The organism is Enterobacter cloacae complex sp. 418I7, from assembly GCF_050030705.1.
Lineage (GTDB): Bacteria > Pseudomonadota > Gammaproteobacteria > Enterobacterales > Enterobacteriaceae > Enterobacter > Enterobacter intestinihominis.
Genome location: NZ_JBLGUU010000001.1, coordinates 3,304,292 through 3,327,779, shown reverse-complemented (window position 1 = coordinate 3,327,779; position 23,488 = coordinate 3,304,292). Strand labels below are relative to the sequence as shown.

Below are 23,488 nucleotides of genomic sequence, written 5' to 3'. Positions count from 1 at the left end.
AGTTGTAGCGAATGAATACTGAAGCCACTCACGATCAAAATGCAGCACTCTCCACTGGCGTTCGTCTTCGCAACGCCCGTGAACAACTCGGACTCAGCCAGCAAGCCGTTGCAGAACGCCTGTGCCTGAAGGTTTCCACCGTTCGCGACATTGAAGAAGATAAGGCGCCCGCCGATCTGGCTTCAACGTTTCTGCGCGGTTATATCCGTTCTTACGCCAAACTGGTTCATATTCCTGAAGACGAATTACTGCCGATGATGGAGAAGCAGGCGCCTGTGCGTGCGGCAAAAGTTGCGCCGATGCAAAGCTTCTCTTTGGGTAAACGTCGTAAAAAACGCGATGGCTGGCTGATGAGCTTTACCTGGCTGGTCCTGTTCGTGGTTGTCGGGCTGACGGGCGCATGGTGGTGGCAAAACCACAAAGCGCAACAGGAAGAGATCACCACCATGGCCGATCAGTCCTCCGCTGAGCTTAATCAGTCTGGTACTAACGGCGCGCAAAGCGTGCCGTTGAGCACCGAAGGGGCTGCGACCTCCAGCGAACCTCAGGCGGCAGCAAGCAGCACGCCTGCAACCGAGCCAGCGGCGACGCCAGAAGCGACGGCGAATACCGCACCGGCTACCCAGGCCCAGGATCAGAACGCGGTCGTATCACCTTCTCAGGCCAATGTTGATACCGCCCCTGCGGCAACGGCACCGGCAGATAACACCGCGGCGTCACTGCCAACTGACCCGGCGGGTACGGCGGCACCTGCCGTTGACCCGAATGCGCTGGTGATGAATTTCACGGCTGATTGCTGGCTGGAAGTGACTGACGCGACAGGTAAAAAGCTGTTCAGCGGCCTGCAACGTAAAGATGGCACGTTAAATCTAACGGGCCAGGCACCATACAAGCTTAAAATCGGCGCACCGGCAGCGGTACAGATCCAGTATCAAGGAAAACCTGTCGATCTGAGCCGCTTTATCAGAACTAACCAGGTTGCGCGTCTTACCGTTAATGCCGAACAATCAGCAGCACAGTAACAGACGGGCAATGCGGGAGATTTTACATGCATAACCAGGCTCCTATTCAACGTAGAAAATCGAAACGGATTTACGTTGGGAACGTGCCAATCGGCGATGGGGCGCCTATCGCCGTCCAGTCGATGACCAATACGCGTACTACGGATGTAGAAGCGACGGTTAATCAAATCAAAGCATTAGAACGCGTCGGCGCGGACATTGTTCGCGTCTCAGTGCCGACCATGGACGCCGCTGAGGCGTTCAAACTGATCAAGCAGCAGGTGAGCGTTCCGCTGGTTGCCGATATTCACTTCGATTACCGTATCGCGCTGAAAGTCGCTGAATACGGTGTCGATTGTCTGCGTATTAACCCAGGCAACATCGGCAACGAAGAGCGCATTCGCATGGTGGTTGACTGCGCCCGCGACAAAAACATTCCAATCCGTATCGGCGTAAACGCTGGCTCTCTGGAAAAAGATCTCCAGGAAAAGTATGGTGAGCCGACGCCACAGGCGCTGCTCGAATCCGCCATGCGTCACGTCGATCATCTGGATCGCCTTAACTTCGATCAGTTCAAAGTGAGCGTGAAAGCGTCTGACGTCTTCCTGGCCGTTGAATCGTATCGTCTGCTGGCAAAACAGATCGATCAGCCGCTGCACCTTGGCATCACCGAGGCGGGCGGTCTGCGCAGCGGCTCAGTAAAATCGGCAATTGGTCTCGGCCTGCTGCTCTCTGAAGGCATCGGTGACACGTTACGCGTCTCCCTGGCCGCCGATCCGGTGGAAGAGATCAAAGTCGGTTTCGACATCCTGAAATCACTGCGTATCCGCGCGCGTGGGATCAACTTCATCGCCTGCCCAACCTGTTCACGTCAGGAGTTTGACGTGATCGGCACCGTCAATGCCCTGGAGCAGAGACTGGAAGACATTATCACCCCGATGGACGTCTCCATCATCGGCTGCGTGGTGAACGGTCCGGGTGAAGCGCTGGTGTCCACGCTGGGCGTTACCGGCGGTAACAAGAAAAGTGGTCTCTATGAAGATGGCGTTCGTAAAGATCGTCTGGATAATAGTGATATGATCGACCAGCTTGAAGCCCGCATTCGCGCAAAAGCGACGATGATGGACGAAGCGCAGCGCATCAGCGTTCAGCAGGTTGAAAAATAACGTGATGGGAAGCAGGCTGCTTCCCATGTATGATTGAACCCATTCTTTGGGTTCTTTTTTGTATATAGAAAGAGAATAAACGTGGCAAAAAACATTCAAGCCATCCGCGGCATGAACGATTATCTGCCTGGCGAAACCGCCATCTGGCAGCGCATTGAAGGCACACTGAAGCAGGTGCTCGGCAGCTACGGTTACAGCGAAATTCGTTTGCCGATTGTAGAGCAGACCCCGTTATTCAAACGCGCGATCGGCGAAGTGACCGACGTGGTTGAAAAAGAGATGTATACCTTTGAGGACCGCAACGGCGACAGCCTGACCCTGCGTCCTGAGGGGACGGCGGGTTGCGTACGCGCCGGCATCGAACATGGTCTCCTGTACAATCAGGAGCAACGCCTGTGGTATATCGGCCCGATGTTCCGCCACGAACGTCCGCAAAAAGGCCGCTACCGTCAGTTCAACCAGCTTGGCGTGGAAGTGTTTGGTCTGCAAGGTCCAGATATCGATGCCGAACTGATTATGCTGACTGCCCGCTGGTGGCGTGCGCTCGGTATTTCTGAGCACGTTTCCCTGGAGCTGAACTCTATCGGTTCTCTGGAAGCGCGTGCGAACTATCGCGATGCGCTGGTGGCGTTCCTGGAACAACACAAAGAGAAGCTCGACGAAGACTGTAAGCGTCGTATGTACAGCAACCCGCTGCGCGTACTCGATTCCAAAAATCCTGACGTACAGGCGCTGCTGAACGATGCGCCAGCGCTGGGTGACTACCTGGATGAGGATTCCCGCGAACACTTTGCTGGCCTGTGCAAGCTGCTTGAAGCGGCGGGCATTGCTTATACCGTTAACCAGCGTCTGGTGCGCGGTCTGGACTACTACAACCGCACCGTATTTGAGTGGGTCACCACCAGCCTCGGTTCGCAGGGCACCGTCTGTGCTGGCGGTCGTTATGACGGACTGGTCGAGCAACTGGGTGGTCGCGCAGCACCGGCTGTAGGCTTCGCGATGGGCCTTGAGCGACTTGTTTTGCTGGTTCAGGCAGTTAATCCGGAATTTAAAGCCGATCCTGTTGTCGATATATACCTGGTGGCCTCAGGTGCGGATACGCAGTCTGCGGCGATGCAGCTTGCCGAACGCGTGCGCGATGCGCTGCCGGACGTAAAGCTGATGACCAACCACGGCGGCGGCAACTTTAAAAAACAGTTTGCTCGTGCCGATAAGTGGGGCGCAAGTATTGCACTGGTGCTGGGTGAGTCCGAAGTGGCCAACGGCGAAGTGGTGGTTAAAGACCTGCGCTCTGGTGAGCAAACTACGGTAACGCAGGATGGCGTTGCGGCGCACTTGCGCACTCTATTGGGCTAAGGAGAAGGACTGCGTGGAAATGTACGAGAACGAACACGACCAGGTTGATGCGGTTAAACGCTTCTTTGCTGAAAACGGCAAGGCACTGGTTGTAGGGGTTATTTTAGGTGTTGGTGCGCTGGTTGGCTGGCGTTACTGGAACAATCATCAGGCTGACTCTGCTCGCGGTTCATCCCTGAACTACGAAAACACCGTTAGCGCAATCCGTGCCGATCAGCCGCAAACGCTGACGGCTGCGGAGAAATTTGCCGCTGACAACAAAAACACCTACGGTGCGCTGGCTGCGCTGGAAGTGGCTCAGCAGTATGTTGATAAAAACGAACTGGATAAAGCCGCTGCGCAACTGTCTCAGGGGCTTGCTGCTGCCAGTGACGAAAATCTGAAAGCGGTGATCAATCTGCGCCTGGCACGTATTCAGGTTCAGCAGAAAAAAGCCGACGACGCGCTGAAAACGCTTGATACCATTAAAGGTGATGGCTTTGCCGCTATTGTCGCCGATCTTCGCGGTGAAGCACTGCTGAGTAAGGGTGATAAAGCGGGCGCGCGTAAAGCGTGGCAAGCTGGCGTGGATAGTAAAGCTTCACCTGCGCTGAGCGAAATGATGCAGATGAAAATAAATAATTTGTCCGTCTGAGAGGGACCCAATGCAATTGCGTAAATTACTTCTGCCAGGACTGCTTTCTGTTACGTTATTGAGTGGTTGTTCACTGTTCAGTGGCGAAGAAGACGTTGTCAAAATGTCCCCGCTGCCGACGGTTGAAAACCAGTTCACTCCGTCCACCGCCTGGGACACCTCCGTGGGTGATGGTATTGGCGATTTTTATTCCAACCTGCACCCGGCATTTGCTGACGGCGTGGTCTATGCGGCCGATCGCAAAGGCACCGTTAAAGCGCTGAACGCTGATGACGGAAAAGAAGTGTGGTCCATTAACCTGGCGGAAAAAGACGGCTGGTTCTCCCGTAAACCTGCGCTGCTTTCTGGCGGCCTGACCGTTGCTAGCGGTCACGTGTATGTGGGCAGCGAAAAAGCGCAGGTTTACGCGCTGAATGCCAGCGACGGTTCGGTTGCATGGCAGACCAGCGTTGCCGGTGAATCCTTGTCACGTCCGGTTGTCAGCGACGGCCTGGTGTTGATCCATACCAGCAACGGCCAGTTGCAGGCGCTGAACGAAGCCGATGGTCTGGTAAAATGGACGGTTAACCTGGATATGCCAGCGCTGTCTCTGCGTGGTGAATCTGCTCCGGCGACTGCATTTGGCGCCGCCATTGTGGGTGGTGACAACGGTCGTGTCAGCGCAGTACTGATGCAGCAGGGCCAGATGATCTGGCAGCAGCGTATTTCCCAGGCGACCGGTTCAACTGAAATCGACCGTCTGAGTGATGTGGACACCACGCCGGTCATCGTTGACGGTGTGGTTTACGCGCTGGCGTATAACGGCAACCTGACGGCGCTGGACCTGCGTAGCGGTCAGATCATGTGGAAACGTGAGCTGGGTTCCGTGAACGATTTCATTGTCGACGGCAACCGTATTTATATGGTGGATCAGAACGACCGTCTGCTGGCGCTGAGCACCGAAGGTGGCGTGACGCTGTGGACGCAGAGCGATCTGCTTCACCGTCTGCTGACCGCACCGGCACTGTATAACGGCAGCCTGGTGGTGGGCGACAGCGAAGGCTATATGCACTGGATCGATCCAGAGAATGGCCGCTTCGTGGCGCAGCAGAAAGTGGACGGCTCAGGCTTCCTGACCGACCCGGTTGTGGCTGACGGCAAACTGCTGATTCAGGCAAAAGACGGCACGCTGTACGCGATCACGCGTTAATTACACGGCGGTTGTAGTATACTAAACGGCTCCTGTTCACTCAGGAGCCGTTTTGACATTTTTAAAAACGCTGCGAAAGCGACGTTATTTTGAATTTTATGAGGCTTCAAACATGGTACCTGTGGTCGCGCTTGTCGGGCGCCCTAACGTTGGAAAATCCACTCTTTTTAACCGTTTAACACGCACCCGTGATGCGCTGGTTGCGGATTTCCCGGGGCTGACGCGTGACCGTAAGTACGGTCGTGCAGAGGTGGAAGGACGCGAGTTCATCTGTATCGATACCGGGGGTATTGACGGTACGGAAGACGGCGTAGAAACCCGCATGGCAGAGCAATCTCTGCTGGCTATCGAAGAAGCGGATGTGGTTCTGTTTATGGTGGATGCGCGTGCTGGCCTGATGCCCGCGGACTCCGCTATCGCTAAACATCTGCGTTCACGCGAAAAGCCAACCTTCCTGGTGGCGAACAAAACTGACGGTATCGATGCCGATCAGGCCGTTGCGGATTTCTGGTCTTTAGGTCTGGGTGATATTTATCCTATCGCGGCCTCGCATGGCCGTGGCGTCACCAGCCTGCTGGAAACCGTTCTGCTGCCGTGGGTTGATGAAGTAAACCCGCCGGAAGAGGTGGACGAAGACGCCGAATATTGGGCACAGTTTGAAGCCGGAGAGGAAGGCGAGGAAGAGCCGGAAGATGACTTCAACCCGCAGGATCTGCCGATTAAGCTGGCTATCGTTGGTCGCCCAAACGTAGGTAAGTCTACGCTTACTAACCGTATTCTGGGCGAAGAGCGCGTGGTGGTTTACGACATGCCAGGCACAACGCGTGACAGCATTTACATTCCAATGCAGCGCGATGAACGTGAGTACGTACTTATCGACACTGCAGGGGTGCGTAAGCGCGGGAAAATCACTGATGTAGTGGAAAAATTCTCGGTGATCAAAACCCTTCAGGCGATTGAAGACGCCAACGTGGTGCTGCTGGTTATTGACGCACGTGAAGGTATCTCCGATCAGGATCTCTCTCTGCTCGGCTTTATCCTTAATAGTGGGCGCTCACTGGTTATCGTCGTCAACAAGTGGGATGGCCTGAGCAATGAAGTACGCGAACAGGTGAAAGAGACGCTGGACTTCCGTCTGGGCTTTATCGACTTTGCCCGCGTTCACTTCATCTCTGCCCTGCACGGCAGCGGCGTAGGCAACCTGTTCGAATCCGTTCGTGAAGCCTATGACAGCTCTACCCGCCGCCAGAGCACGGCGATGCTGACCCGTATCATGAACATGGCAGCAGAAGATCACCAGCCGCCGCTGGTGCGTGGCCGTCGCGTGAAGCTGAAATATGCCCACGCCGGGGGGTATAACCCGCCTATCGTGGTGATCCACGGTAACCAGGTGAAAGACCTGCCGGACTCCTACAAACGCTACCTGATGAACTACTTCCGTAAGTCGCTGGACGTGATGGGTACGCCTATCCGTATTCAGTTCAAGGAAGGGGAAAACCCGTTTGCGAATAAACGTAATACCCTGACGCCGAACCAGATGCGTAAGCGTAAGCGTTTGATTAAGCACATTAAGAAAAGCAAATAAGCTTTCATGGTAAATCACTAGCTATCATAAGCATCTTAAAGCCCGAATATTTCGGGCTTTTTTGTTTTCAAGGGCTATCATAAGACCACAAGAAAGTGCATGCTTTAGGTGTACACAATGGTGTACCCAGTATGCTGTTAAGTCGTTTTGGGTACACTTTTAAATGTATCAGTAGATTGCTAGGTATACGTGCATGCCAAAACTTACCGATATGCAGATCCGATCGTGGATCAAGAGTGGCGAACGATTTGAAGGTAGGTCCGATGGCGACGGACTCTATCTCCGCTTTCGCAAAGAGGACAAAACTCCATTCTGGCGTTTTCGATACAAACTTGCCGGCAAGCCCCGGACCTTGATGATTGGTTCTTATTCTATTATTCCGCTTGCTAAAGCAAGGGAGATTGCTAGAGAACTTGCAGCCCGTGTTGCTCTAGGGCATGACGTGGCTGCAGAGAAGCAACAACGCAAGGCTGAGGCTATAGCAAAAATTGAAGCTGAAAAGAACGCTATCCACGTTTCAGAACTTGCAGCGGAGTATTACTCTCGTCAGATCGAGCCAACGTACAAGCATCCAGAGCTTTTCCTCGCTAGCCTTCAAAAGAATATTGTGGCCTTAATTGGAAAAATGAAGGTCGAAGAAGTTCGTCCACGCCACGTTGATAGTGTTCTTCAAGACGTACTTAAGCGTGGGTCGCCCACAGTAGCTAATGATGTTCTTCGTATGCTCAAGCGCCTGTTTGACTTCGCGGTCGTTAGAGGCATGATTGATGTTAATCCTGCTATATCATTCGGCTCAAAAGATGCTGGGGGAAAGGAGAAAGGAAGAAAGCGGGCATTGAGTCGTGATGAGTTAGTCATGTTCTTTAAAGCGCTGCGTAGTGGGCAAGGAATCAGCAGGGAAAATGAGCTAGTTTTTAAACTTATATTGGCGCTGGGTGTGCGCAAAATGGAGTTATGCGCTGCTGAATGGTCTGAATTCGATCTCGAAAACGAGGTTTGGCATCTTCCCGGTACTAGAGCCAAGAATGGTGATGACATTGATATACCATTGGCGCAGCCGGTTATCGAATGGATAAAAGAGCTCAGACTTTTTGCCGGTGAGAGTCGGTGGTTTATACCCGCTAGGAGAGCCAGAAACACAGCTCACATTAGTCGTGCAACCCTTAACATGGTCATGCCGTCTGTACTGAAAGAAATGCAGGATATTGAGCCATTCAGTATCCATGATTTGCGTCGTACTATGCGCACTCAAATGGCTGCGTTAGGTATTGATCCTATAATAGCTGAACGTTGTTTAAACCATAAAATCCCTGGTATTGAGGGCATATACAACAGACACGAATACTTCGAAGAACGCAAAGTTGCTTTGGCTCGATGGGCTGACCTCTTAATGGACGTTGAGGCTGCTGGTCTGTCAAAGGAAATTATATCAAAAAGGAATGATTGAACATGGCGAAACTGTTGAGTTCAAATGTTTTCGAGAGACTTGCGTCTCAACGACTCATTACGATCAATGAAGTTGTTTATGCACTTTATGGATTAAATCCTAATACTAAAACAGCAGATCTTCCTAAGGAAGTCGCAGAAGAAGCTCAAGATATTAAAAAAACTATATCACGAAATCTGAGAAGCGCGGGGTTTCGAGTCTATAGTGTTACCACAGAGATGGAAGCAGATCTCGTGTTTGCCGCTTGCATTGATTATATAAATGAAGAGATTACGCCACCTGCAATTATTAATAAGGTTAAGGAAGCAGTAAGCGAATTCATTTATACAAACGAATGGGAAAAGTACATGTTTGCTTTTGGCGGGCGAACGCTTCTAGAAGATGTTGCGAAAATAAGAAAAACAGGAAGAGGCCAGCATCGTAAAGTTGATGAAGAAAATGGAACATTAAAGATGATGGGGCTGTTAATTAAATTGTTAGCAGATAAGCATCCTACTAAAAAATATGGGAGTCGAGAAAAGCCCACTATATCTGAAATTTATAAAGATATTTGTATGCTTATCGAACTTGAAAAGGCAACAACAAAAGGAATTGGTAAATCGACTTTTTCAGCCAAAGCTGCTGCGGCGTTACAATCGATTCATAACTCTTAATTATTTGTGGGTTTCAAACCATTAAAATCCAATTTCTAACAAAACAGGAATTAGGCAACAGAACTGAGATGTTGCCATCCTTTTACATGTATGAACATGTTTTGGCATCCCTTGCCATCCTTTGGTATCAGTAGTCTTGAGATGGTCCGAAAGGGTCTGAGAGGGTTAGGGAGGACATTCTCAGCCCTCAGTAACCATTCGAGTTACCATACAGTTTTGCCTTTTCCATCCGATGTTCTCCAGTGTTCTCCAGTGTTCTCCTGTGTAGTCCTTTATAGTCCCTTATAGTCCTTTGTAGTCTTCAAAGGTTTTAAGACAGATATAGACGTTCTTAGCCGCTATCAAGTCTATCTTATTGAAATAAAATAATAATTATCAATGTGTTAAATCTGGTTGGTCAGTTGGTTAGTGATATGATTTTCTTGATGGATTCATATTCTTTCAATGGATTGAAATGTTTTTTCAATAGATTCCAGTTTCAGTAGAAAGTATGCATTTGCACTCTTAGACTGGTCATCACATCATCAGCTATCACAGGAGAGCAAGGGCTAATGGAAAAAGAAAAGGAAATTAATTCTTTATCATCCGGTAGATACATACGTCGTTTTCGACTGCCGGAGATCTTAGGTGTATCTATGCCTACAGTTGATCGATGGGTCAAAAATGGAATCTTGCCACGTCCGGTCAAGCTGAGCGACAACGTGACTGCTTTTGATGCGCAGGAGATTAATCGCTGGCTGCAAGAGCGGCGCAAGGCTAACTGAGTCAGATCTTCACTTCTGTAAATTAGATTCGAGGAACAGTATGAAATCAAATAATGGCCTTAATGGTCAGGGCTTCCCTCACCCTGAAAACTGTAGTGATGATATTTCCGTTATCAATTTTGAGGGGCTAAAAGTTCGCATTGTTAAGCTAAATGGCGAACCGTGGTTCGTTGCAAAAGATGTTTGCGCGGCGCTGGAACTATCCAATTCGCGCATGGCGTTGCAGGCTCTGGATGATGACGAGAGAAATACCGTAACTTTAACTTACGGTATTCGCGGGAACCCAAATCATAGCGCTGTCTCTGAATCTGGTTTCTACAAGCTGATCGCCCGCAGCCGTAAAGCTACTACGGCAGGCACATTCGCCCATCGTTTCAGTAATTGGGTATTTCGCGAGGTGATTCCCTCAATCCGCAAAACTGGCTCTTATGGCGTGCCGTTCGTGTTTCTGAACGATTTTAGCCGGCGTATGGCAGCCTATCAGCAGGAGGCCAGTAAACGCGGTTATAAGTTGCAGCAATGTAAGAGTGCTAAAGAGGCTCTTGAACGCGAGGAGATTCAACTATGGCGTAAGTATCAGCCTGAGCTGTTAGATGAAAATGTTCACGAGCCGTTCACTGAAGTTCGCTCAGCTCCGGTTGGAAACAAAAATCGAGTTCATGAATAACTTGCGTGCTCTTGCGATGTAGAGCACTCAAAATAAGTTTGTCGCGACAGCTCACTAAACAATTCGAAAAGGTTAATGCCATGAAGAACAATTATGCCCGTCTGGGGCAGGGCTTCGCTCACCCTAAAAACTCCTTGCCATGTTATTCAACTGAAGGGTATTCTTTAAAAGCACCAGCAAAATCTGGTGTCGGGCGTGAGAACCCGGATAAGCAAAAGGCGATACCAGACGCCTATAGCGTCTTTTTTTGTGTCGTAAGGCCAGTACATCTTCATTCAGCGGGGAAGATCCGCATCGAATCTATGGTGGCGCTGGCGGGGCAGCCGAAAGGCTGGCCGGTATCCTTTTGCACCGGTATTCTCACCCCCGTCAGTGTCACCACCCTTTATGAGCGTGAGAACTCAGGTGGTGACTCCAGTAAGCAAAAGGAGGCTGCCACATGGCTACTACCCCAACCCAAAAACTGCCCAAATTCACCTGGCTTTTCCTCGGTACGCCGAAAGGCCGGGCCTGCACTCCCGTTGTTATCCGCATCGTTGCCGACAGTGAGCAAGAAGCCCGCGAGTTTTATTCCTGCTGGGATCTTATCTTTGCCGCCAAAATTCGCTCTGAATGTTCGCTTTATCAGTACAGCAGCGGCGCGTTTGAACTGGATGTTGCGAAATTGGGAGGTAGCCATGTTTAACCTCCAGACCCTGACAGCTAAAGCCCGCGAGCTGCGCGGCAACGTGGTAAAAGCCACTACCACGAAAGGCACCCGCACCATGACCCCCGTTTACGAACGGGAAGAGCAGCGCAAACTGCGTGAACGCATCCAGCAGACACAGCCGGACTGGGTTTTACTCTGGTGGGATATTGCGACCGTTACTGGCTGGCGTACCAGCGACGTGTGCAACTTCCGTTATTCCTGCATCAACTGGGAAACCGGCATTGCGACAATCATCGTAGCGAAGCAGACCAAGGCAGCAGAAGCCAGGGCGACCCGGAAGGGGCTCGAGATTGTTCGCCGGCAGCGCAAGGACGCTTCCCGGCTTGCTGGCGATCACATTGCCTACATGCACTGGGATAGCGTGAGCTGCGACGAGCTGGCCGCCGGTATGACGGAAGAAGAACAGGCGATCGTGTTTGAGCTGGTTGCAAAGGCTGAGGTTAAGCATGATACCAAACAGCTGCCGCCGGGCATCATCAAACGACTGCGTGAACGCATGGAGCGCAATCTTATCGGTGACGACCTGGTATTTTCCCGCAGCCAGATTGAAAGTAACCGTTGCCAGTCTCTGGAAGGTAGCGTGAGCCGCCAGACAATCTGGAAGAAACTGCACAACGTAATGCTGTGGTTTACCCGCGTGGTAAACACGCGTCTGCGCCTGAGCGCCTATTCCAGCCGCAAAATTGCCGCCTTTAATCTCATGTCCGCCGGCGGCGAACAGGGGTTGCTGGTCGCCTCTGAAATGCTCGGGCACAGTAACCCGGCAATCACCCGAACTTACCTCCAGTTAGGCAGTAAGGCCTCCGCCATTCAATCCCGTCTGGCCATGGAGGTATCTGTATGACAACGGTTATCCCAATTTGCTGTCTCGGTGCTTTCGCCGATCACATCTCTGCGCAATTAAATAGCGTGCGACTTTGTTTTACCAGCCAGTTATTAAGGGACGGGGAGGGGAAATTATGACTCCTGTTTACGATCTGGTTCGCCGGGCCGACGGCAAAAACGTATTCAGTTTTCCGGCCGGTGGTCGCTATCTGGTGGACACGTCGAACGGGTTGCAGTCGATGCGCCCCCTTCTGGACGACGAGATCATTTTTACGGTGGAGAGTGCCGTGCGCTTTCTGAGGAAAATTGGTTATCAGGTAATCCCGCCAGCGGCGTGAGGTAAAAAATTATGACGATTAAAAATTCCGGCTTAGCTGCTGGTGGCCGCGCTCACCCTGAAATCAGGCCGGGCGATAAATGGAAGGACGGTCGGGGCAACATCGTAATTATCGAAAGTTACCGATTCGACCGAGTGACATATTGCCGTGAAGGGTACAGCTCACCGTGTTTTTGTACGCCCGAAAGACTGGTGCGGGAGTTTGAATTTGTTTCTTCCGCGCCGGTCGCCGGCGAAAAAGATATCGATCGGATTATGCGGGTACAGGGCATCGAACGAATTTGGGTTATGCGGGAAATCATCAGGGAGCGAGGGAACAGAAAATGAAGAATGCACCAAACCTTAAAAAGCAGCCGGCGGATCTCATGGAGGAGTCAATTATCTTTGCCGGCGCCGATGCCTGGACGTTCGCCAAAGCATGGCAGGAAATGAACCCGATTGGCGACACCGTGCCGCCGGTCGTGCTGGATAAAAAGCAGCTGGCGGAGCTGGAGAATATCCGGATTGTGGATGATGGCCGTCTCTATGCCCGGGTTTGCCGCGGCGGGCATCTGACCGAACGGCAGATAACCATTCTCGCGACAAAGCTGGCGGTGGCCGGCGTGGAGCGCGCGCAATTCTACTCTGAAGGTTATCAGCTTCTGGAGGACTGGACGCCCCAGCTGCCGCGCCTCAAAGCCGATGCGGAAGCCGGCAAAAGCATGGTGATCGGCAAACCGCTGACGGATGTAAACCTCCGCGACCTGGCTGATAACGAAAAGGCGCTCATACTGGCCGCGCGTTACACCGGCATTGCAATCAACGAAAACAGCGAGGGCGTGTACGTCTACCGTGCCGGCATCTGGGAGAAAACGTCTTTGCTCGAGCTGAGCCGCGAAATGGTGGCTATCTACAACGAGAACAAAACCAACTTCAGCAAGCGCGCGATCAACAACGTTATCGATGCCCTGAAAATCGTTATCCCGGTAATGGGGGAGCCGCGGCGCAGCCTGATCCCCTTTGTTAACGGCGTCTACGATATGGAAACCGGCGTTTTCTCCGAACACAGCCAGGATAACTGGCTGACCAACCATAACGGCGTAACCTACACGCCGGCGGTGCCGGGCGAAAACCTCCGTGACCACGCGCCGAACTTCCATAAGTGGCTAAGTTACGCATCAGATAGAGACGCAATTAAGATGCAACGCATCGCTGCAGCGCTCTTTATGGTGCTGGCGAACCGGTACGACTGGCAGCTGTTTCTCGAGATAACCGGGGAGGGCGGCAGCGGGAAAAGCGTCTTCACCCATATCGCGACGATGCTGGCCGGCGTGCATAACACCGCCAGCGGGAACATGGCGGCGCTCGACAGTGCACGCGGGCGGGCGCAGTTCGTCGGCAAGAGCATGATAACGCTTCCTGATCAGCCCAAATATTCAGGTGAGGGCACCGGGATAAAGGCAATCACCGGCGGGGATGCGGTGGAGATCGACCCGAAACACGAGCACCAGTACACCGCCGTTCTGCGGGCGGTGGTTGTGGCCACGAACAACACGCCGATGATTTTCACCGAACGCGCCGGCGGCGTTTCCCGGCGCCGCGTAATTTTCCAGTTTAACCGGCGCGTCAGCGAAGAGGATAAGGATCCCGACCTGGCAGAAAAGATATCCGCTGAAATTCCGGTGGTTGTTCGCCGGCTGCTGGCGAACTTTGCGAACCCGGAAAAAGCGCGGGCGCTTCTGCTGGAGCAACGGAACAGCGAAGAGGCATTAGAGGTGAAACAGAAAACGGATCCGCTGTACGCCTTCTGTGCGCATCTGGAGCGCCTGGCTGATTGTGCGGGAATGATGGTAGGAAACCGCAATCCGCCTCACTATCCGCGAATTTATCTCTATCACGCTTATCTGGCATTCCTGGAGGCCAACGGTTTCGACAAGCCGCTGACGCTGAATAAATTCGCAGAGGGGATGGAAAGTGCGATGAGGGAGTTTAATCACGAGTACCGTAAGGAACGTAGAGCCCGTGGCATGGTGACTAACGTTGAACTTTCGGAAAGTGCGGAAGACTGGTTACCTCAGACGCATCCTGTAGCCGGTCATAAAGAATGAAGTTCAGATAAATATGGAGAAAGGTATACATGGTATACATCGAGAAGATAATTTATATATAAATCAGTGAAATAAACCATGTATACCTTGTTTTCAGGTATACACAGGGTGTACATGGTGTTCATTCTCTCATTAATTATCTGATGGTTTATTAAACAGAATGATGTATACCGTGTAGACCTGAAATCCCAAAATGTAGGCTGGTGTTCATAGGTTAATGTGTTGTTTTATAATAAATTTATTGGCTTTATGAACACCATGTATACCTTGAGGGCAAATTCTTTAAAACGCATCCACTCTTTTCACGTTGTGGACCCCTGCTATTTCATTAATATCGTTTCATAAATCGCAACTGGTTAATTGATTGTTGCGATTAATGGAACTTTAACGGTCGCTATAACAGGGGGAATTATGAGCAAGGTTAACGTTAAGCCCGTTCTGCTGAACGGGGAGCAGATTCAGGCTCTGAAAACCATCCAGGAGAGGGAGCGCCAGAAGTCGGGCATGGGGATCGCGCCGTCAATCCATGCTGTTGCACGCAAGGTATTTGATGCAGGGCTGTCAAAAATGGAGGCTGGCCAGTGAGCTACTCAATCAAAATAGGGAAACACAGTATCGAGCTGGCGGGTTATGCCGGTAAGGTTGTTGCGCCAAATACTCAGATGGCCGCTTTATTCCGTGGTATGGCGGGCGAACTCACCAGCCTGAGGACAACGGCGCAGCAGGCCGAAGCTGAGGCGGATTTGCTGGACGTTATCCGCAACGATCCGGATCTGAACGAACAGGCAAAAAACCGCAGGGCAGGTGAAGCCCGGAACCCGGACACGCTCAAAGACTTTACCCGCGGCGTCGCAGCCGTAAGCGAGCAGGCTGCAAACATTCTCGATTATCTGAAGAACAGGCTCGCTCCGGTCAATCCCCTGGCATCTGATGATGTTCAGGGATTCATGCGTGACAGTGAAATGCGCCAGGCATTCGCCCGACTGGATCGCCGCAGCCAGGAAAAAATGCTGCTGTCGATGCACAGTGGAAAGCATCAGGAGCTGGCGGACGCTTTACTAAGGGCGCACGCAGTGTGTTCTGGACTCGATACGGAACAGCTAAAACGTCTCGGCTTCTCCCGTATCGCATCGGAGAACGGGCAGGTGATTAGCGCGGTTGCCGAGCTGGTCGATGCGGTAAGGAAAGACGTCGCACAAATTACAGCTGTCCGAACCTGGTATAACAATCTCGTTTACGGGAAGAACGACGATCCATCAGAAGTTCTGCCCCGCATGACCGGCCTTGATCAGTTAAGCGAACATGTCAGCGCGATGCTCAAAGGCAGCCAGCGGCAGACACATTCAGAAGAGAAGCAGGCCGCCTGAGGGCGGCTTTTTTCTGCCCGGAGGGATACACCAGAATGCTGTTAAGTAAATCAGCCTACGCCAGGCATATGGGCGTCAGCCGGCAAACTGTTTACGGCTGGATAGCCCGCGGTGAAATTGTAATTTCAGGCGATAAAGTGGATGTCGAAGCATCGCAGGCTAAACAAAATTCTGCTGGTGCTGGCGAACACCAGACTGAAATGACGTGGGCGCAGGCCGCCGCATGGGTATGGAAGCATGACGGCGGGAAAGAGTTGCCGGCTGATATTGATGCTGGCCAGCGTATAGAGGCAGCAGCCGCTGAGCTGGGTTTTGATGTTCAGCACGAGCCCGATGAACAATTGCTGATTCTCTTCCGGCCGGATGAAGAAAACCACAGCTTCTTTGGCAAAGACCGTGCAGCAGGCGCTTTACGGTTTCTTCGTTCTGAGCTGGCTTACGTTGCCACAATGCACCCCAATACGCCGGATGACTGGAACAAAACCGGTTTAATGTCACTCTGCCTGCTGGGCGGCGAAAAACTGTAAACCCCCCAGTCCCTCAAACTTGACACTTTTTCGCGAGAAACTGGGAAAAGTGTCAACCCAACCTAACGGAACCTGACGCCTACGAACAGCTGCTACAGCAGAAGTGTAAAGGGCTGGCGTGAGATTTGTTGAGCCTTGGCTGTTAGCTTTTGTTAATGCTGATGCGAAGCTGGGCAGGTGTCAGCCTGTTATGGTTTGTTATGCCTTACTAGGGAAAACTAGGGGTAAAGTGTCAACCGCTACCGCTTCAGAAAACTTCAGGCACACGAACTCGCGAAGGGGAGGTGTTAAGCACTCCCCCTTTGCAACCATCCTCGAGCCTCTTTCAGATCGCTGTTCTGGTTTGCCCGGACGCTGGCGTTCAGATTGAGTTGTCAAAAGTTGTCACACACCGGCAACGCCAGTGGGGATTTTTGGCAGAACGCGCTCTAAGTTACAGTTGCTTTATTAAGTTAATTTTTATTGTGACTAAACTAGGGTGATATTTGATGATGAAATAATATAAATCAAAATACTCACACTTAGGAATTAGTAGCTATTTAATTATTATTGAGTTTGTATGTTAGGATCAACACTTAACACTTAAAACGTAATATGCAACAAAAACCACTTTGATTATCTTTTCACTACATAACATCTATATGCTGATTCCATAATGATGATTACCTGTTGATAAGGAATGTTTAAGGGTGCATGAAGGCTAGTAGATGGGTTCTTTTCATTATCAGAGTTTAAATATATAAGATTTTAGAAGAAAACTCTTGATTTTACATGTGTAATTAATTTAATAATAACACAAAATTCAAATGAACAGGATTACAAAAAGTGCAAGCCTTTGGTGTTGGTTCTTTTCACTTCAGTATAGATTTTTCGAAAGCGCCAGAAAATCTTACGATAGATATGTTTGTGAACGAGATTGGTCGAGTTCTTGAATCTATACAGTCTGTTAGTGACTTGGAGGTGGATTATGATGAAGATATGACTCCCCCGGATGCAATAATAAATTCAGATTTTTTTGAGCAAAATGACTGTGCTCCTGATGCAATTTTCCCTTTTATTCATTTTTTTGAGGTTAACTTCACTCTAACACTATTAAAAACTTATCAACGAAAATTACTCGGGTATTCAAGTGTTAATGACGAAAGCACATCAACCGATTTATTTGATGTGAATATAAACTATGATTACCAGACTAGTTTAGCAATAGTTAAAATTGCAAATAGCAATAGAAAAAGTTCAGGGGCAAATGCAATTCAAGTCGTAAGGGAGTATTTAGCTGCCGAATTCAAAGTGGCAAATACTTTTGTGACTTTCGAATCTTTAGGGCCAAGTCCTTTTCATGCTAATTTTTATATATCTCATGATGATTCATTAGATTCATATAAAGTTAATTTGATTGAAGATGTTGGTTATGATGATATTGAAATAATATTAGGCAAGGACGATGGATCTTCTGGGTTAAGCCAGGAGGCAAGGTTTATGATTGATTTTAAAAGTGAACTAGATACATTCTATGGATGTGTTACTGCACGAAACTGGTTTATGCATCGATGGTATGCAATTAGAGAAGGAATCAATGAGTTAGAGACGTATCAAAACCGACGGTTTAGTCCTTTTTTCTATTTCCAAAAAAGAAAATTAATATCAAATATACTTCTCGAACTTTGGATGTTCAACAATGATAAAATTGACTCTGAAAACGAGATTTCTTCTTATCATACAAAGTTTCCTTACCATAGAGATGGTGTGATTAAAAACTTCATTGATAAAGAAATTAAGAACTCACCGAAATATTCAATAAAGGAAACAATAGAATTAGTCCAGTTTTTTGAGCAAAAAAACGCTAAGTCTTTTGAATTGGGAATGGCACTGATAACCTCAATTATTGGTGGTGTTATTGGCGCGGTCATCACATCTTTGTCTTCACTAACTAAATGAGTTTCGGTTTGAATTATAATATGTAAGTAATTTAATGAATAAATAACAATATGGATATACAAAGTTCTTTTGTACAAACCGTTTAGATTTGATGGGATGTGTTAATTAAGTATATTTTGGTGACTTGAAAGTGTGCAGAGCTACATCGGTTTGCATGATTAGGGTCCGAAAATCTCAGGCATAACGGTGTACCCATGGGTGTACACAATTTTGAGTTCCATGTTTATTATTCTATGTTAATCAATAGTTTGCGTATAAATTGCACATACACATTAAGAAAAGCAAATAACTCTTACCGAACTCACTAAAACCCGCGCCTGTCGCGGGTTTTTTTCGCTCATTCAAAAGGTCTGCCTTCCCTGTGTGATGTCAATCACTATTCGCTTTTAACCATGTTTATATCTAAGAAAGTAGACAATCGTCGAATTTTCATCTTAAAGTCCAGGGTTCGGTACTAGACAAAACTAGCGCCTGGTTATCAAATGGTTAACCAATATTTCGCCGCATGTAAAAAATCGATCGGATACGTAACCGTTCGGCGTACATGCTGGTGTTTACAAGCACGACACATACCTTTCGGGAGAATTATGCAATCCTCTGTTAATCAAAAAGAGAGCCGAACCTTCTTCGGCCATCCTTATCCGCTCGGTTCGCTGTTCTTCACCGAGATGTGGGAGCGTTTCTCGTTTTACGGTATTCGCCCGCTATTGATCCTGTTTATGGCCGCCACCGTGTACGACGGGGGGATGGGCCTGGCGCGTGAAAACGCCTCGGCGATTGTCGGCATCTTCGCGGGCACCATGTACCTCGCCGCACTGCCGGGCGGCTGGCTGGCGGATAACTGGCTCGGCCAGCAGCGGGCCGTCTGGTACGGTTCGATTTTGATTGCGCTTGGGCACCTGTCGATTGCCCTGTCGGCCATTATGGGCGACAACCTGTTCTTCATCGGCCTGATGTTCATCGTGCTCGGCTCCGGCCTGTTCAAGACCTGTATCTCGGTCATGGTCGGTACCCTCTACAAAAAGGGCGATGCGCGTCGTGACGGCGGTTTCTCGCTGTTCTATATGGGCATCAACATGGGCTCGTTCATTGCTCCTCTGATTTCCGGCTGGCTGATTAAAACCCACGGCTGGCACTGGGGCTTTGGTATCGGCGGTATCGGGATGCTGGTCGCCCTGATTATCTTCCGCGTGTTTGCCGTTCCGGCCATGAAGCGCTACGACAGCGAAGTCGGTCTGGACTCCACCTGGAACAGTCCAGTAGTGAAACGTAACGGCGTGGGTGCCTGGCTGCTGGCGCTGGCTGTGGGTGTTGCAATCATCGTCACGTTGATTGCCCAGGGCGTGATTGTGATTAATCCGGTCGCGGTGGCCAGCGTGCTGGTATATGTGATTGCCGCCTCCGTCGCGCTCTACTTCATCTACCTGTTCATCTTCGCCGGGCTGAATCGCAAAGAGCGCGCAAGGCTGCTGGTATGCTTTATTCTGCTGGTCTCCGCCGCGTTCTTCTGGTCCGCGTTCGAGCAGAAGCCAACCTCCTTCAACCTGTTCGCCAACGACTACACTAACCGCATGATCGGTGATTTTGAGATCCCGGCGGTGTGGTTCCAGTCGATTAATGCCCTGTTCATCATTCTGCTGGCACCGGTATTTAGCTGGGCATGGCCGAAGCTGGCGAGCAATAATATTCGCCCGAGCAGTATCACCAAGTTCGTGATCGGTATTTTGTGCGCGGCGGCGGGCTTCGGCCTGATGATGCTGGCGGCACAGAACGTGCTGAGCAACGGTGGAGCAGGGGTTTCTCCGTTCTGGCTGGTGGGCAGTATCCTGATGCTGACGCTCGGGGAACTGTGCCTGAGTCCGATTGGTCTGGCAACCATGACCCTGCTGGCGCCGGAAAGAATGCGCGGTCAGATGATGGGCCTGTGGTTCTGCGCCAGTGCGCTGGGTAACCTGGCTGCGGGCCTGATTGGTGGTCACGTGAAGGCCGACCAGCTGGATATGCTGCCAGACCTCTTTGCCCGTTGCTCCATCGCGCTGTTGATTTGTGCTGCGGTGCTGATCGTCCTCATTGTTCCGGTGCGTCGCATGCTGGAAAATGTGCAGACAAAACCGGCTACCGAAGCCTGATACTATTCAGCCTGCCGGGGCAGTTATCCAGCCCCGGCCCACCTCAACAGGAGAGAGCATGTCGATAACCTGTCCGGATTGCCACGCAGCGCTCGAGCCGCAAAACGGTATCGCGCACTGCGACAGCTGCAATAACGATATTCCCCTCGAAGCGCGCTGCCCTGATTGCCATCAACCGCTTCAGGTACTCAAGGCCTGCGGTGCGGTGGATTACTTTTGCCAGAACGGCCACGGTCTTATCTCTAAAAAACGCGTGGAGTTTGTTCGGGCTGAAGGTTAATCGCACACGCAGCCTTCACCTTTCTGCCACAGTTCCACCAGCGACTCGGGTGCTTCCTGCTCGGGTACCAGCACGATGATATCGGCGTAGTGCGCCTGATTTTGGCCGGTCCAGATAATCTGGATGCGGAAATAGCGCTGGTCACCTCTGCCGGGGGAAGAGGCTTGCCCGGGCGGCTGGCCGCGCGGGAAAGCCTGCTCCAGAATGCTCACCAGGCGCTGGCGCTGGGCCTCATTAAGCGAGGAGAGCGCAATGGTGCGCTGGCCGCTCAGCTTAGGGATAAAAGCGACGCCGCCTTCCCGGGCCAGCTCAACCACGGCGTCATCCGTCAGTTCCGGAACCTGCATTACAGCACTCCTACCTGTTCCCAGGCTTGTTTTATAGCCGCCCCAACGTCGCTACCGGAGCGTTTCTCGCCGTGCGCTATCGTCAGTTTTGCAAAGGCATCAAAATCCGCATCCTGCGCCAGGTTGCGATCGCAAACCGTGTCGTACCAGGCATAACCCGCTTTTTCCCAGGCGTAGCCACCGATCGCCGTTGCGGCCAGGTAAAACGCGCGGTTGGGGATACCGGAGTTAAGGTGTACGCCGCCGTTATCCTCGCGCGTTTTGATGAAATCTTTCATATGCCCGGGCTGCGGATCTTTACCGAGCAGCGGATCGTTATAGGCCGTGCCGGGTTCAGACATGGAGCGAAGCCCTTTCCCGTTGATGCCCTCCGCCAGCAGCCCTTCACCAATCAGCCAGTCTGCTTTATCGGCGGTTTGCTTAAGATGGTATTGCTTCACCAGCGAACCGAACACGTCGGATAACGACTCGTTCAGCGCGCCCGATTGTTCAAAGTAGATGAGTCCGGCTTCGGTCTCCGTCACGCCGTGGCTAAGCTCATGCGCTACCACGTCGATGGCAATGGTAAAGCGGTTGAAGATTTCCCCGTCGCCATCGCCAAAGACCATCTGCTGGCCGTTCCAGAAGGCGTTTTGATACTCACGGCCATAGTGCACGGTGCCGGTGAGGATCAGCCCTTTGTTATCGAGCGAATCGCGCTGATATTCCTTCCAGAAGAAATCATGGGTAATACCCAGATAATCGTACGCTTCATCCACCGCCACATCTCCGTTGGAGGGCTGGCCTTCATAGCGTACCTGGGTACCCGGCAGATCCTGGGTCTGTTTCGCATCGTAGATGTCACGCTCAAGCTGACCGGCTTTATTCACATGCGGCGCGGCGGGTTTGCCCGGCATATGGGCCATCAGCGTCTGGACGTGGGTTAAGGTCTGACGGGCGCAGCGCTGCTGCGGCTCAGAACCGCTTTCGATAATACGGCGAAGAATATACGGAGGGATGACGCTATGTAGATGGGGCATGCTGCTCTCCTTATTAAAAAAGGCAATAGCAGCAGTATAGTTTGTAACCGGCGAAGATTTATCCGCTTTTACGCTGACGCGTTTTTTTCACCGGTTTGATCTCTTTCACTTCACTCTCGACCCAGCCGTCAGAAAGCCGGGTGGTGAGCACATCCCCTGCTTTAACCTGCTTCGTCTGCTTCAGCACTTTGCCGTCCGTCGCGGTGGTCACGCTATAGCCGCGGGCCAGCGTGGAGAGTGGGCTGACGGCTTCCAGATGGGTGACCGCATTGCCAAAACGCTCGCGGGTGGCGCTCAGGCGTGAGCGGATATTTTCCGCGAGGCGGAACTCAAGCTGCTGGATCCGCGTTTGTGCGCGATAAATCTTTGGCAGCGGATTCTGCTGGTTCAGACGCTGAGTCGTGCGCTGCTGGCGCGATATCGCTTTCTTAAGCTGGTTATCCAGCGCGAAGTTCATCCGCTGACGCAGACGCTCCAGTACGGTTTGCTGACGCGCCAGACGCAATTGCGGATGCTGCTGTTGCAGACGATGATGAAGCTGGGTAAAGCGGCGGGTACGGTTGGCGAGGAAGTAGTCCATCGCCATCTCCAGGCGCTGCTGCCCGTTCTGGATCTGGCGCAGCAGCTCCTGCTGATTACGGCTGACCACCTCTGCCGCCGCGGACGGCGTGGGCGCGCGTAAATCCGCGACAAAATCGGCTATCGTCACATCCGTTTCATGGCCGACGGCGCTCACCACAGGGATAAGGCTGGCAAAGATTGCCCGCGCCACGCGCTCGTCGTTAAAGCTCCACAGGTCTTCCAGCGAGCCGCCGCCGCGCCCGACGATCAGGACATCGCACTCCTGACGCGCATTCGCCAGCTCAATCGCGCGCACGATCTGCCCCGGCGCATCGTCACCCTGAACGGCAGTTGGGTAGATAATGACGGGCAGGGAAGGGTCACGGCGCTTCAGGACGTGCAAAATATCGTGCAGCGCCGCGCCGGTTTTCGAGGTGATAACTCCAATACAGTGGGCAGGTGAGGGCAGGGGCTTTTTAAACTGCTGGTCAAACAATCCCTCAGCCGAAAGCATGGCTTTTAACTGCTCGTACTTCTGCTGCAACAAGCCTTCACCGGCGGGCTGCATGCTCTCGACGATAATCTGATAATCGCCGCGCGGCTCATACAAGGTAATGTTGGCACGAACCAGAACCTGCTGGCCATGCTGAGGGCGGAACGTCACGCGACGATTGCTGTTGCGGAACATCGCGCAGCGCACCTGAGCGGTGTCATCTTTTAGCGTAAAGTACCAATGACCGGAAGCAGGCTGCGTGAAGTTAGAGATTTCACCGCTGATCCAGACCTGTCCCATTTCCTGCTCAAGCAGCAAACGCACCGTCTGATTAAGGCGGCTGACAGTATAAATTGAGGGGGATTGAGAGGATAACATGTGAGCGGGATCAAATTCTAAATCAGCAA

Annotated in this window: 24 protein-coding genes and 1 pseudogene; 22 read left to right on the top strand and 3 right to left on the bottom strand. The window is 51.4% G+C overall.

Annotation, left to right across the window (positions count from 1 at the left end):
* The first annotated feature begins 11 nt into the window (after positions 1-11).
* From rodZ to ACQG0S_RS15915, 22 genes and pseudogenes are all read left to right on the top strand, one after another.
* Positions 12-1,022 carry a cytoskeleton protein RodZ gene (gene rodZ, locus ACQG0S_RS16020; protein ID WP_048966863.1) on the top strand — a complete coding sequence of 337 codons (1,011 nt, stop codon included), beginning with the start codon at positions 12-14 and terminating at the stop codon, positions 1,020-1,022.
* Positions 1,023-1,048: 26 nt separating this feature from the next.
* Complete coding sequence (ispG, locus tag ACQG0S_RS16015) at positions 1,049-2,167, top strand: flavodoxin-dependent (E)-4-hydroxy-3-methylbut-2-enyl-diphosphate synthase (RefSeq protein ID WP_003860619.1); 1,119 nt, start codon at positions 1,049-1,051, stop codon at positions 2,165-2,167.
* A gap of 81 nt (positions 2,168-2,248) precedes the next feature.
* Positions 2,249-3,523 (top strand): histidine--tRNA ligase, encoded by a 1,275-nt coding sequence (gene hisS / locus ACQG0S_RS16010; protein WP_022649001.1) that lies wholly within the window; start codon positions 2,249-2,251, stop codon positions 3,521-3,523.
* 13 nt (positions 3,524-3,536) lie between these two features.
* The gene (locus ACQG0S_RS16005; protein ID WP_032622338.1) at positions 3,537-4,157 is read left to right on the top strand and encodes a YfgM family protein; all 621 of its coding nucleotides are present in this window, start codon (positions 3,537-3,539) and stop codon (positions 4,155-4,157) included.
* Between the two features lie 10 nt (positions 4,158-4,167).
* Entirely contained in the window at positions 4,168-5,346 is a 1,179-nt protein-coding gene (gene bamB / locus ACQG0S_RS16000) for an outer membrane protein assembly factor BamB (RefSeq protein WP_126510666.1), read from the top strand.
* A gap of 112 nt (positions 5,347-5,458) precedes the next feature.
* Positions 5,459-6,931 (top strand): ribosome biogenesis GTPase Der, encoded by a 1,473-nt coding sequence (gene der / locus ACQG0S_RS15995; protein WP_022648998.1) that lies wholly within the window; start codon positions 5,459-5,461, stop codon positions 6,929-6,931.
* Between the two features lie 193 nt (positions 6,932-7,124).
* Positions 7,125-8,378 (top strand): tyrosine-type recombinase/integrase, encoded by a 1,254-nt coding sequence (locus ACQG0S_RS15990; protein ID WP_196366543.1) that lies wholly within the window; start codon positions 7,125-7,127, stop codon positions 8,376-8,378.
* A gap of 2 nt (positions 8,379-8,380) precedes the next feature.
* Positions 8,381-9,031, top strand: a complete 651-nt coding sequence (locus tag ACQG0S_RS15985; protein ID WP_196366542.1) for a hypothetical protein — start codon at positions 8,381-8,383, stop codon at positions 9,029-9,031.
* 551 nt (positions 9,032-9,582) lie between these two features.
* Complete coding sequence (locus ACQG0S_RS15980; protein ID WP_196366541.1) at positions 9,583-9,795, top strand: helix-turn-helix transcriptional regulator; 213 nt, start codon at positions 9,583-9,585, stop codon at positions 9,793-9,795.
* 40 nt (positions 9,796-9,835) lie between these two features.
* Positions 9,836-10,462 (top strand): BRO-N domain-containing protein, encoded by a 627-nt coding sequence (locus ACQG0S_RS15975; protein ID WP_196366540.1) that lies wholly within the window; start codon positions 9,836-9,838, stop codon positions 10,460-10,462.
* A gap of 80 nt (positions 10,463-10,542) precedes the next feature.
* Positions 10,543-10,854, top strand: a pseudogene (locus ACQG0S_RS15970) (ash family protein); the annotation flags it as partial.
* Positions 10,855-10,901: 47 nt separating this feature from the next.
* Complete coding sequence (locus ACQG0S_RS15965; protein ID WP_196366601.1) at positions 10,902-11,147, top strand: host cell division inhibitor Icd-like protein; 246 nt, start codon at positions 10,902-10,904, stop codon at positions 11,145-11,147.
* Positions 11,140-12,015 carry a tyrosine-type recombinase/integrase gene (locus tag ACQG0S_RS15960; protein ID WP_426750813.1) on the top strand — a complete coding sequence of 292 codons (876 nt, stop codon included), beginning with the start codon at positions 11,140-11,142 and terminating at the stop codon, positions 12,013-12,015. The genes ACQG0S_RS15965 and ACQG0S_RS15960 overlap by 8 nt, the downstream gene beginning before the upstream one ends.
* Before the next feature lie 115 nt (positions 12,016-12,130).
* Positions 12,131-12,334, top strand: coding sequence for a hypothetical protein (locus ACQG0S_RS15955; RefSeq protein ID WP_196366539.1), 204 nt, complete (start codon positions 12,131-12,133; stop codon positions 12,332-12,334).
* Positions 12,335-12,345: 11 nt separating this feature from the next.
* Complete coding sequence (locus tag ACQG0S_RS15950) at positions 12,346-12,660, top strand: DUF4222 domain-containing protein (protein ID WP_196366538.1); 315 nt, start codon at positions 12,346-12,348, stop codon at positions 12,658-12,660.
* A complete protein-coding gene (locus ACQG0S_RS15945; RefSeq protein WP_196366537.1) occupies positions 12,657-14,420 on the top strand; it encodes a DNA primase family protein in 1,764 nt (587 codons plus the stop codon). The genes ACQG0S_RS15950 and ACQG0S_RS15945 overlap by 4 nt, the downstream gene beginning before the upstream one ends.
* Before the next feature lie 411 nt (positions 14,421-14,831).
* Positions 14,832-15,005 carry a hypothetical protein gene (locus ACQG0S_RS15940; protein ID WP_014830800.1) on the top strand — a complete coding sequence of 58 codons (174 nt, stop codon included), beginning with the start codon at positions 14,832-14,834 and terminating at the stop codon, positions 15,003-15,005.
* Complete coding sequence (locus ACQG0S_RS15935; RefSeq protein ID WP_196366536.1) at positions 15,002-15,787, top strand: hypothetical protein; 786 nt, start codon at positions 15,002-15,004, stop codon at positions 15,785-15,787. The genes ACQG0S_RS15940 and ACQG0S_RS15935 overlap by 4 nt, the downstream gene beginning before the upstream one ends.
* 35 nt (positions 15,788-15,822) lie before the next feature.
* Positions 15,823-16,314, top strand: a complete 492-nt coding sequence (locus ACQG0S_RS15930; protein WP_230863401.1) for a helix-turn-helix domain-containing protein — start codon at positions 15,823-15,825, stop codon at positions 16,312-16,314.
* Between the two features lie 825 nt (positions 16,315-17,139).
* On the top strand, positions 17,140-18,252 hold the full coding sequence (locus tag ACQG0S_RS15925; protein ID WP_196366535.1) for a hypothetical protein: 1,113 nt from the start codon (positions 17,140-17,142) through the stop codon (positions 18,250-18,252).
* A gap of 587 nt (positions 18,253-18,839) precedes the next feature.
* Positions 18,840-20,381 carry a peptide MFS transporter gene (locus tag ACQG0S_RS15920; RefSeq protein ID WP_023306697.1) on the top strand — a complete coding sequence of 514 codons (1,542 nt, stop codon included), beginning with the start codon at positions 18,840-18,842 and terminating at the stop codon, positions 20,379-20,381.
* 58 nt (positions 20,382-20,439) lie between these two features.
* Positions 20,440-20,661 (top strand): zinc ribbon domain-containing protein, encoded by a 222-nt coding sequence (locus ACQG0S_RS15915; protein WP_023300707.1) that lies wholly within the window; start codon positions 20,440-20,442, stop codon positions 20,659-20,661.
* Here the strand turns inward: ACQG0S_RS15915 and ACQG0S_RS15910 are convergent.
* From ACQG0S_RS15910 to xseA, 3 genes are read right to left on the bottom strand one after another with little or no spacing between them, the layout of a single operon-like run.
* Positions 20,658-21,008, bottom strand: a complete 351-nt coding sequence (locus ACQG0S_RS15910) for a protealysin inhibitor emfourin (protein WP_023300706.1) — start codon at positions 21,006-21,008, stop codon at positions 20,658-20,660. The two genes, ACQG0S_RS15915 and ACQG0S_RS15910, sit on opposite strands and share 4 nt — an antisense overlap.
* A complete protein-coding gene (locus ACQG0S_RS15905; protein ID WP_046618989.1) occupies positions 21,008-22,027 on the bottom strand; it encodes a M4 family metallopeptidase in 1,020 nt (339 codons plus the stop codon). The genes ACQG0S_RS15910 and ACQG0S_RS15905 overlap by 1 nt, the downstream gene beginning before the upstream one ends.
* Positions 22,028-22,085: 58 nt before the next feature.
* A complete protein-coding gene (xseA, locus tag ACQG0S_RS15900; RefSeq protein ID WP_063138176.1) occupies positions 22,086-23,459 on the bottom strand; it encodes an exodeoxyribonuclease VII large subunit in 1,374 nt (457 codons plus the stop codon).
* Positions 23,460-23,488 lie beyond the last annotated feature (29 nt).

Bases quoted from the DNA above. Each gene is read 5' to 3' on its own strand.
- rodZ (WP_048966863.1), top strand. From the start codon at position 12: ATGAATACTGAAGCCACTCACGATCAAAATGCAGCACTCTCCACTGGC.
- ispG (WP_003860619.1), top strand. From the start codon at position 1,049: ATGCATAACCAGGCTCCTATTCAACGTAGAAAATCGAAACGGATTTAC.
- bamB (WP_126510666.1), top strand. From the start codon at position 4,168: ATGCAATTGCGTAAATTACTTCTGCCAGGACTGCTTTCTGTTACGTTA.
- der (WP_022648998.1), top strand. From the start codon at position 5,459: ATGGTACCTGTGGTCGCGCTTGTCGGGCGCCCTAACGTTGGAAAATCC.
- ACQG0S_RS15990 (WP_196366543.1), top strand. From the start codon at position 7,125: ATGCCAAAACTTACCGATATGCAGATCCGATCGTGGATCAAGAGTGGC.
- ACQG0S_RS15985 (WP_196366542.1), top strand. From the start codon at position 8,381: ATGGCGAAACTGTTGAGTTCAAATGTTTTCGAGAGACTTGCGTCTCAA.
- ACQG0S_RS15980 (WP_196366541.1), top strand. From the start codon at position 9,583: ATGGAAAAAGAAAAGGAAATTAATTCTTTATCATCCGGTAGATACATA.
- ACQG0S_RS15975 (WP_196366540.1), top strand. From the start codon at position 9,836: ATGAAATCAAATAATGGCCTTAATGGTCAGGGCTTCCCTCACCCTGAA.
- ACQG0S_RS15965 (WP_196366601.1), top strand. From the start codon at position 10,902: ATGGCTACTACCCCAACCCAAAAACTGCCCAAATTCACCTGGCTTTTC.
- ACQG0S_RS15960 (WP_426750813.1), top strand. From the start codon at position 11,140: ATGTTTAACCTCCAGACCCTGACAGCTAAAGCCCGCGAGCTGCGCGGC.
- ACQG0S_RS15955 (WP_196366539.1), top strand. From the start codon at position 12,131: ATGACTCCTGTTTACGATCTGGTTCGCCGGGCCGACGGCAAAAACGTA.
- ACQG0S_RS15950 (WP_196366538.1), top strand. From the start codon at position 12,346: ATGACGATTAAAAATTCCGGCTTAGCTGCTGGTGGCCGCGCTCACCCT.
- ACQG0S_RS15945 (WP_196366537.1), top strand. From the start codon at position 12,657: ATGAAGAATGCACCAAACCTTAAAAAGCAGCCGGCGGATCTCATGGAG.
- ACQG0S_RS15940 (WP_014830800.1), top strand. From the start codon at position 14,832: ATGAGCAAGGTTAACGTTAAGCCCGTTCTGCTGAACGGGGAGCAGATT.
- ACQG0S_RS15930 (WP_230863401.1), top strand. From the start codon at position 15,823: ATGCTGTTAAGTAAATCAGCCTACGCCAGGCATATGGGCGTCAGCCGG.
- ACQG0S_RS15920 (WP_023306697.1), top strand. From the start codon at position 18,840: ATGCAATCCTCTGTTAATCAAAAAGAGAGCCGAACCTTCTTCGGCCAT.
- ACQG0S_RS15915 (WP_023300707.1), top strand. From the start codon at position 20,440: ATGTCGATAACCTGTCCGGATTGCCACGCAGCGCTCGAGCCGCAAAAC.
- ACQG0S_RS15910 (WP_023300706.1), bottom strand. From the start codon at position 21,008: ATGCAGGTTCCGGAACTGACGGATGACGCCGTGGTTGAGCTGGCCCGG.
- ACQG0S_RS15905 (WP_046618989.1), bottom strand. From the start codon at position 22,027: ATGCCCCATCTACATAGCGTCATCCCTCCGTATATTCTTCGCCGTATT.
- xseA (WP_063138176.1), bottom strand. From the start codon at position 23,459: ATGTTATCCTCTCAATCCCCCTCAATTTATACTGTCAGCCGCCTTAAT.